The 8,405-nt window shown below is 36.8% G+C and carries 6 protein-coding genes; 1 reads left to right on the forward strand and 5 read right to left on the reverse strand.

The genetic code is table 11. The features are described 5' to 3' along the window. Positions 1-206: 206 nt before the first annotated feature. Positions 207-1,229 (reverse strand): BMP family lipoprotein, encoded by a 1,023-nt coding sequence (locus tag CYJ57_RS07555; protein ID WP_101954764.1) that lies wholly within the window; start codon positions 1,227-1,229, stop codon positions 207-209. A 95-nt stretch (positions 1,230-1,324) separates the two neighbouring features. Next, positions 1,325-4,126 carry a DNA translocase FtsK gene (locus CYJ57_RS08060; RefSeq protein WP_101954765.1) on the reverse strand — a complete coding sequence of 934 codons (2,802 nt, stop codon included), beginning with the start codon at positions 4,124-4,126 and terminating at the stop codon, positions 1,325-1,327. Between the two features lie 170 nt (positions 4,127-4,296). On the opposite strand from CYJ57_RS08060, the gene yidC reads away from it, so the two are divergent. Then, positions 4,297-5,259: a membrane protein insertase YidC gene (gene yidC / locus CYJ57_RS07565; RefSeq protein ID WP_006701357.1), complete on the forward strand. Its 963-nt coding sequence runs from the start codon at positions 4,297-4,299 to the stop codon at positions 5,257-5,259. Between the two features lie 58 nt (positions 5,260-5,317). Here the strand turns inward: yidC and gloB are convergent, their stop codons facing one another. Genes gloB through CYJ57_RS07580 form a run of 3 tightly spaced genes read right to left on the reverse strand, consistent with a single transcriptional unit; the run spans position 5,318 to position 8,235 of the window. After that, positions 5,318-6,022: a hydroxyacylglutathione hydrolase gene (gloB, locus tag CYJ57_RS07570; protein WP_244896610.1), complete on the reverse strand. Its 705-nt coding sequence runs from the start codon at positions 6,020-6,022 to the stop codon at positions 5,318-5,320. A gap of 6 nt (positions 6,023-6,028) precedes the next feature. After that, positions 6,029-7,531 carry a sensor histidine kinase gene (locus tag CYJ57_RS07575; protein ID WP_101954767.1) on the reverse strand — a complete coding sequence of 501 codons (1,503 nt, stop codon included), beginning with the start codon at positions 7,529-7,531 and terminating at the stop codon, positions 6,029-6,031. Continuing rightward, a complete protein-coding gene (locus CYJ57_RS07580; protein WP_101954768.1) occupies positions 7,531-8,235 on the reverse strand; it encodes a response regulator transcription factor in 705 nt (234 codons plus the stop codon). Before CYJ57_RS07580 ends, CYJ57_RS07575 begins: the two co-directional genes overlap by 1 nt. Positions 8,236-8,405: the final 170 nt, after the last annotated feature.

Below are 8,405 nucleotides of genomic sequence, written 5' to 3' on the forward strand. Positions count from 1 at the left end.
CAACCAAGCGAGCGAAGCGCGGTAGTTTTTAACCCTCTTTCGTTACACGCTAAAAACCCAAAAATCGGGACATATTCATTTGTGCTTGACACCCTATCATAAAATATTTTTTCTATTCATGACTATCATTATTTAGATACAAAAAAACGAGACATTAATCAAGAGAAAGATTAATGTCTCATTAATCACTAGGTGAGGTCTATTAATTATTCTGGTTTTTCAGGAACTTCAATTTCACCATCAATTATTTGTTGACGGTATTCAGCGATTTTTTCTAGAGTTTCATCTGATAATTGACCTTCAGTTAACTCTACACCGCCGTCAGCTAAACCATAAATATAATGGCCGCCTTCGAATCCTTCTTCTTGTGTTTGGATTGTAAATTGTTTCACCGCTTCACCAACAGCTTTAAGTGTTGAAGTTAATGTTAAATGACGTTCCTCGCCATCAACTTCTACAATACCTTCTTCTTCTTGGTCACGGTCAACACCAATCACCCAGATGTTGCGTGATGGGTCATTTGCAACAATATCTTTCGCTTCTGAGAAGACACCGTTTCCTGTGTCACCTGAAGCATGGAAAATTACGTCAACATCGTTAGCGTACATTGCTGCAGCAATTTGACGTCCGCGAGGTGCATCCCCGAAACTTCCCGCATATTCAACAGTGATGTTGATATCTGGATTAACCGCTTTAGCTCCAGCAACAAATCCAGCTTCAAAACGGTCGATAACGAATCCTTCAACGCCCCCAACAAATCCAATATGGTCTGTCTCAGTTGTTAAAGCCGCTGCGACACCTGCTAAGAATGATGCTTCATGGTCTTTAAATGTAAGTGAAGCAACGTTAGGTTGATCTACTACAGAGTCAACAATCGCGAAGTGGCGATCTGGATATTGTTGTGCAAAATCATCAATTGCAGCTTCAAGTTTAAAACCGATTCCGAAAATTAAGTCAAAATCTGCCGAAATTGCATTATTTAAGTTTGTTACGAAGTCTGAGTCGCTATTAGATTGAATATAGTCATATCCATCTTTACCGCGTTCTTTACCTTCAGCTTCGCCCCACTCTTGAATACCTTCCCAAGCACTTTGGTTGAATGACTTATCGTCTACTCCCCCGATATCCGTAATGATAACCGCTGAGAAATCTTCAGCTGCTTGAACTGTAGGAGCTACAGCAGCTACCGCCATTAATGCAACAGATGATGCTTTCAATAATTTTTTCATAAATACCTCCCAAGTATTGATAAATTAATTATAAACAATTCATTTTTAAAAAGCAATTCGAAAAAATCTATGATGGATGGACCATATGACGCAAATTAATTGATTAGAACTTGACGCGGTTTACTACCATCTTGGGCACTTACGTATCCCAAACTTTCTAAATCATCGATCAGTCGTGCAGCTCGATTATAGCCAATTCGGAAACGTCGTTGTAATTGAGAAATACTAACGGTTTCCAACTCTTGAATTAATTCTACAACCTCGTCGAATAATTCATCACTCGACGCCTCTGCTAGTTCCATACTTTCCTTCGTCACAATAATATTTTCATCATACTCAGGTTCACTTTGAGCTTTAATATAGTCTGTTATTCGCTCGACTTCCTCATCAGAAATATAGGCCCCTTGAACACGCAATGGTTTTGAACGTCCCATCGGTTGGAATAACATATCACCCCGGCCCAATAACTTCTCTGCACCATTGGCATCTAATATTGTCCGTGAGTCTGTTCCACTTGAAACTGCAAATGCTAAACGACTCGGTATATTGGCCTTAATAATTCCAGTAATAACGTCCACGGATGGTCGCTGTGTTGCAATAATCATATGAATTCCAGCCGCACGGGCCATTTGAGCCAACCGTATAATGGCTGTTTCGACCTCGTTACTTGCCACTAACATTAAATCTGCTAATTCATCAATAAAGACAACAATTTTGGGAAGTGGCTGATACCCTGTCCCCTCTGTTTGATTGAGCTCAGCAATTGCTTCATTATAACCTTCAATATTACGAACCCCGGTTGATGCAAATAATTCATAACGATGCTCCATCTCTTGAATAACATTATTTAGAGCTTGAGCCGCTTTACGCGGATTCGTAACAACCGGCGCCAATAGATGGGGTAATTCATTATAAAGTGTCAATTCAACTTTTTTCGGATCAACCATTAAGAATTTCACTTCATCCGGTTTGGCTTTCATTAAAAGAGAAGTAATAATCACGTTCATTCCAACTGATTTACCACTTCCTGTCGCTCCCGCAATTAATAAGTGCGGCATTTTACTTAAATCCGCTAAGCAGACCGAGCCCGAAATATCTCGTCCTAATGGAACTTCTAATATTTTATTCGATTTTAATGCCGGATCAATAATTTCCCAAAAGGAGACCGGACTTACTTGGATATTTGGCACTTCAATACCAATCAGTGACTTGCCTGGAATCGGTGCTTCGATTCGTACATCACGTGCTGCTAATGCCAAAGCAATATCGTCCGCTAAAGAGACAATCTTGCTTACTTTTACCCCAATTGCAGGTTCAATCTCATATTTTGTGACAGAAGGACCTAAATTTGCTTTAACAACTTTAGCATCCACTCCAAAACTTTCAAAAGTAATTTCTAGTTTTTTGATATTTTCATTGATGCGTTTATATTCATCAGATTGATCCACAGGTGGGATTTTATTTAGTAACGACTTCGTTGGTAATTGATAACTTTGAGGTTGTTTCGTAGATTTTGGTTTAGAAACTGTCGATTTACTGGTGCAATTCTCTTCAATTAAATTATCCAGTTCATCCGATGTTGTATTTTGTACAGTTGTAGATTTATTTTGCCAATGTTCTGCAGATTGTTCTGAGTGGTCCTTAACTGGATTAACCCCAGACTGCTCTTCAACTAAATCAGAAGACAAGTTCGCTTTCGATGAAGTTAAAGAGGTCCTATCAGCGGGTATATCTTGTTCTGAAACTGTTGTACTATCTTGCACGACCGGTTGTTTGCTCTGATTTTCCGCTCCTGTACTGCCATCATTTGGTGAGATTTCAGAAATGGTTTCTCTACCATGCGTAGTAATCATCGGTGAAGTCCCAGTGAGATTACACGCCGATTCAGATTGATTAATTTGATCAAAATAATCTAAATCTAGCTCTTTTTGGATTTTTAGCTGACGTTCTTCTCGCTCACGCTTCGCCGTCGATGCTAACGGGTCTTTTGACGTGTATCGTTCAAATTCAGTAGGTCGATCGATAGCCATTGGTAAGTCGTATTGATAACTATAATCTATCGTTTGTTCTTGAGAATCATTTGATTTAAATAATTGCTCTAACTTATCTTTTAACTTAAATGAATTCTTCGGTCTGGCTGGTGGCTGTGATCTATATTCTGAATTCACCTCATGACTTTTTACAGGATTCGCGGTGGTAGTGTCAAGTGAAGTTTGTACTGTTGAATTACTTTCTTCAACTTCTTCAAAACGGTCAAAGGAATCGCGGTAATCATTTCTAGCTTGCTGAATCGATTGATTTGCTGATTGAAATAGTTTCCCAATTTGACTGCCTAAGTGTTGAATTGATTTTTTGATCATAGATATTTCAATCCCAACTACCAAGAACAATCCAATCCAAAATAAAAAAAATGAAAAAACTATACTACCTTGAATACCTAAAAGATAGTTAATCGTTTGATATAAAAAAGCACCCATCATGCCGCCACCTAATGATAATTGTGACTGACCCATAACAAATTCATTTTTAAAAATAGTATAGGTTAACTGATAGATACCTTCAGATAACGGTTCTTGTGCACTAAATTCTTTCAAATGAAATAATAAAGTTAAAGATATTAATAGCAATGTTCCACCAATAAATTTTTTAATGGGAATATTGACCATTTGACTGCGCCATACCATCATCATTCCCCAAGCACCAATTGCAAATAATCCAAGTGGGTAGACTTCCCCGATAAATAATCGAAATGAATTAACAATTAGCATCCCCATAAAACCTGTATGTATTAGTGCAATTGCAGACATAAAGGCTAAAATTAATCCAATCACAATGTAGAGATACGAGCGATGAGGTTGGTTTACTTTAGATTTTGATGTTGATTTCTTTGAACTCAATCCAATCCCTCAATTCTAAATATTATGCTTTCTTATTATAACAAAAGCTTTCTTCAATTGCATTCTTCGTATAAAATAGATTAACTCGTCGTTTCATTTGTTCTAAAGATTGAAATATGCTTTAAAATTCTATATGATAATCAATGTGAATAAAATGGAGAGAGTGACATATGGAAAAGATTAAAAAGAATTATAAAAAATGGATTGCTTTAGTCGTTGTATCTTTTGTATTAGTAGGATGTATTAAATACGATGCATCAGGTCAGCCTACCGGTTGGGTATTCGAATATATTGGCCGCCCAACAATTCAATTATTAGATTGGATTGCCGGATTATTTACTAATGCAAGTGGCGAAAAAAATTATGGGCTTGCCATAATTATCGTAACAATTTTAACTCGTATTTTTATGCTACCATCAAGTATTAAAATGACGAAAAGTTCCATGATGAGCGCTGCAAAAATGGAATTAGCACAACCTGAAATAAAAGAAATTCAAGCTGAAATGGATGCAACACAAGATCCATCCGTAAAAGCACAGCTACAACAAGAACTTTTAGCTGTTCATAAAAAATACGACATTAATATGTTTGGCGATACTTTAGGTGGCTGTTTACCACTATTAATTCAAATGCCGTTTATTACAGCCGTTTATGCTGCTATTCGCTCTTCCCAAGAAATTGCAAATAGTTCCTTCTTAGGCATTCACTTAGGTAAACGCAGCATCTTAATTGTAGCACTGGTTGTCTTAGCATATTTCCTACAAGGTTGGTTAATGCAAAAACAAAGTACCGTCAGCTCTTCCAACCCACAAGCCCAGCAAACAACGAAAATGATGATGTTAATGAATCCATTGATGTTAGGGTGGATTTCTTGGGCTTCAGCAGCTGGGCTAGGATTGTATTTCTTAACCGGTGGGATCTTTATGATTGTACAACAACTCTATATCAATCACCAAGTACGTCCTAGAATTGAAGCCATGGTTGAAGAAAAACGTGAATACTATGAGTCTTTACCTCGTACCAAACGTAAACGTAAAGTAAATGTTCAACAAGAAACATCTTCAAGAAATCAGCGATTAGTCCCAACTAAAAATACTTCGACACGCCGTAATGAAGGTAAACAAAGGCGCTAAATCAACGACGATTAGTCAAAGAAAATCCCACTTCGAGATGAAGTGGGATTTTTGTAATTTAGAATTGGTCTCGTTGTTTTCTTAATTGAATAAAACGATCTAATGTCGGCGCCATCATTAACAAATTTATTGTCCGTTCATGTTGAATGGAGCTCGGATAGGAAGGAATGTTTTCCGTCTCATATTTGCATGCTTGTTTTAATTCACGCTCTAAAACCGGATTATTTGGGAAAATTGACTGATTAAATAACAAATTGGTAATAGTATACTCATGTCCCGCGTAAATATGCACATCGTTCGATAGTTGTTTAAACCACTGCATACTACGATAAGCTGCTTCATAATCTCCGGTAAATACGCGACCACAACCTGCCGAAAATAGCGCATCTCCACAAAACAGATGTTGACCTAATAAATAACTAATGTGCTCCATCGTATGCCCTGGTGTGTGCATCACATATCCTGGTTGATTACATATTTCAAGCGTATCACCTTGACGTAATGTTCGAGTATTAAATTCATCCGTCTCGACAGGTCCTAATACTTCTACTTGAGGATATTTGGCAAAAATTTCATTCACTCCACCTGTATGGTCCTCATGATTATGCGTGAGGAGAATATGTGTAAGATCTAAAGAGTGGCTACTCAAATAGTCCAATACTGGCATCGCTTCACCTGGATCTACTACAACAGCAGTGCCGTCATGTATCATCACCCATATATAGTTATCTTTAAGCGCCCTCAATGGAACAATCCGCATCATATCACCCTATTTTATATTTCTTCTTTCTGCAATTTGCTTACGACGGTAAATCTGGCGAGAATCTGTCATAATTGGCAACGTAATGTAAAAAATTGACCCATTACCAAAGACACTCTCAACACGAATATCTCCTTTATATCCTCGAATCAATTGCTGTGCAATGCTTAATCCTAAACCGTTTCCGCCCTTTTCTCGAACACGAGACTTATCAACACGGTAAAAACGACTGAAAACACGTTCTTTATCCTTCTCAGTCATACCTTCTCCGAAGTCTTGAACCGTTATTTCAACTTGTGTCACACTCTTGCTGACCGATACATGAATTTCTTTTCGATCTTTACTATATTTAACTGCGTTGTCTAACAATATAATCAACACTTGCTCAATATGATTGCGGAAAGCTTGAACATAAACATCCTGCCCTTCCATATCTGAATCCATATAAAAATCAAAATCTTCATGAATCAACTTAAAATTATTAAATACTTGTTCGGTTGTACTATATATTTCAGTGATTTCGTCTTTATAGTCAATATTGACATTATCGGCACGTGATAAGTCAAGCATTTCTTGAACAAGGTGTTGCATCCGTGAAATTTCTTGCAGCGCTGAAGCAATGGACTCCTCTAGAATCTCAGGGTCTTCCTTGCCCCATCGATCTAGCAATTTAAGATGTCCTTGAACAATCGCTACCGGCGTTCGCAATTCATGTGATACATCTTCCACAAATTGTTTCTGTCCCGTTACATATTTATCGAGTTTATCTAATAATGAATTAACATGAATATTTAATTCACTCCACTCGTCTTTTGAAGACAATCGCATCATACGAATTTGAGATAAATTTTCTTCCTCAATCGCATCCAACTCACTATTAAGAGAAGTTAATGGCTTTAAGAATCGATGGCTCAAAATTATTGCCATTAGAATAAAAGCAACACAAGTAATACCTAAAATTAAATAGTAATAACGTTGTAATGCCATTAAAAATTGAATCATTCCTTGTGGTTTTACAATCATCTGTAATGATCCAATTTTTATATCACTTTCTTTATGATAAATCGGTTGGAATGCAACAAAATAATCTTCTCCTTTGACATGTGTATTCGTTAAAATACCCGAGTGATTAATCGAAGGAATTGTATTATTACGTGTCATATAAATAAGTTGATTCAAATCATTAAATAATCGCAAATTGATCGATTCACTATCTATGGCTTGCAAGTACTGAATCGCAAGTTCATTATTCGGATGTTTAGGTTGATTGCCTGGAGACAAAATTGTCTTTTCTTTTACAAACGGATGATCAAATTCACTTAGAAAATTACAAGCTTCATCGTAGATGACTTGGAAATGACTTTCAACCGCTTGATGTGCGGCACGATCAATAACTACTTTGAACCGAGATAAACTAATAAATGCAATAAGAATCGTTACAACACTAATAACAAAGCTCCATTTCCATTTTAAAGAAATGGGCCGATGGCTTTTTTGATTTGTCGTATTCATTAGTCACGCATTACATAACCCGTGCCACGAACTGTTTGGATATAACTATCTTGTCCCGGAACATCCAGTTTATTACGAATATAACGAATATAGACATCTACCACGTTAGTTTCGACTTCTGAAGTATAACCCCACACTTTATCTAATAATACTTCACGTGACATAACTGTATTGATATTCTCCATTAAGAAGAGTAATAGTTCATATTCTCGTTTCGTTAAATCAACAACTTCATTGCCTCTTTTAACAATTCGATTTGCTTTTTCAATGGTTAGATTGCGGTAATGAACCGTTGGTTGTTCTTGATTGCGTTTTTCTTCATCACTTTGAATACGACGGAATAAAGCTCTTAGTCTAGCTAATAATTCTTCAATAGCGAAAGGTTTGACGATATAATCATCTGCACCTTGATCGAGACCAGCAACCCGGTCCATCACTGAATCACGTGCTGTCATAATAATAATTGGGGTATCTTTTAACGGGCGAATTCGACGACATACTTCAAGACCGTTCAATTCCGGTAGCATTAGGTCTAATAGAATCACATCCCAATCTTCATCAAGGGCCGCTTCAAGGCCACTCCGACCGTCATAACGAATATCCGTTTCATACCCTTCATGTTTAAGTTCTAAATCTACAAAGCGAGCTAAATTCTTTTCATCTTCAATAATTAGAATACGTGGTTTTTTTGTATCTTCAGACATTTGGCTCTCCCTCCAATAGTTTTCATATCAATATAATATTACATAATTTGAATGAATTTTTCCATAGTAAAGTATTAAAAGATAAAGTCCATATAATTGTGTAAAAGTTAAAAGGCCATGTAACAGCCCTTTTACGGTACAATGTTTTTAACCACTAAAAACATACCCAG

Origin of the sequence: Falseniella ignava, from assembly GCF_002847645.1 — a bacterium.
GTDB classification, from domain to species: Bacteria; Bacillota; Bacilli; order Lactobacillales; family Aerococcaceae; genus Falseniella; species Falseniella ignava.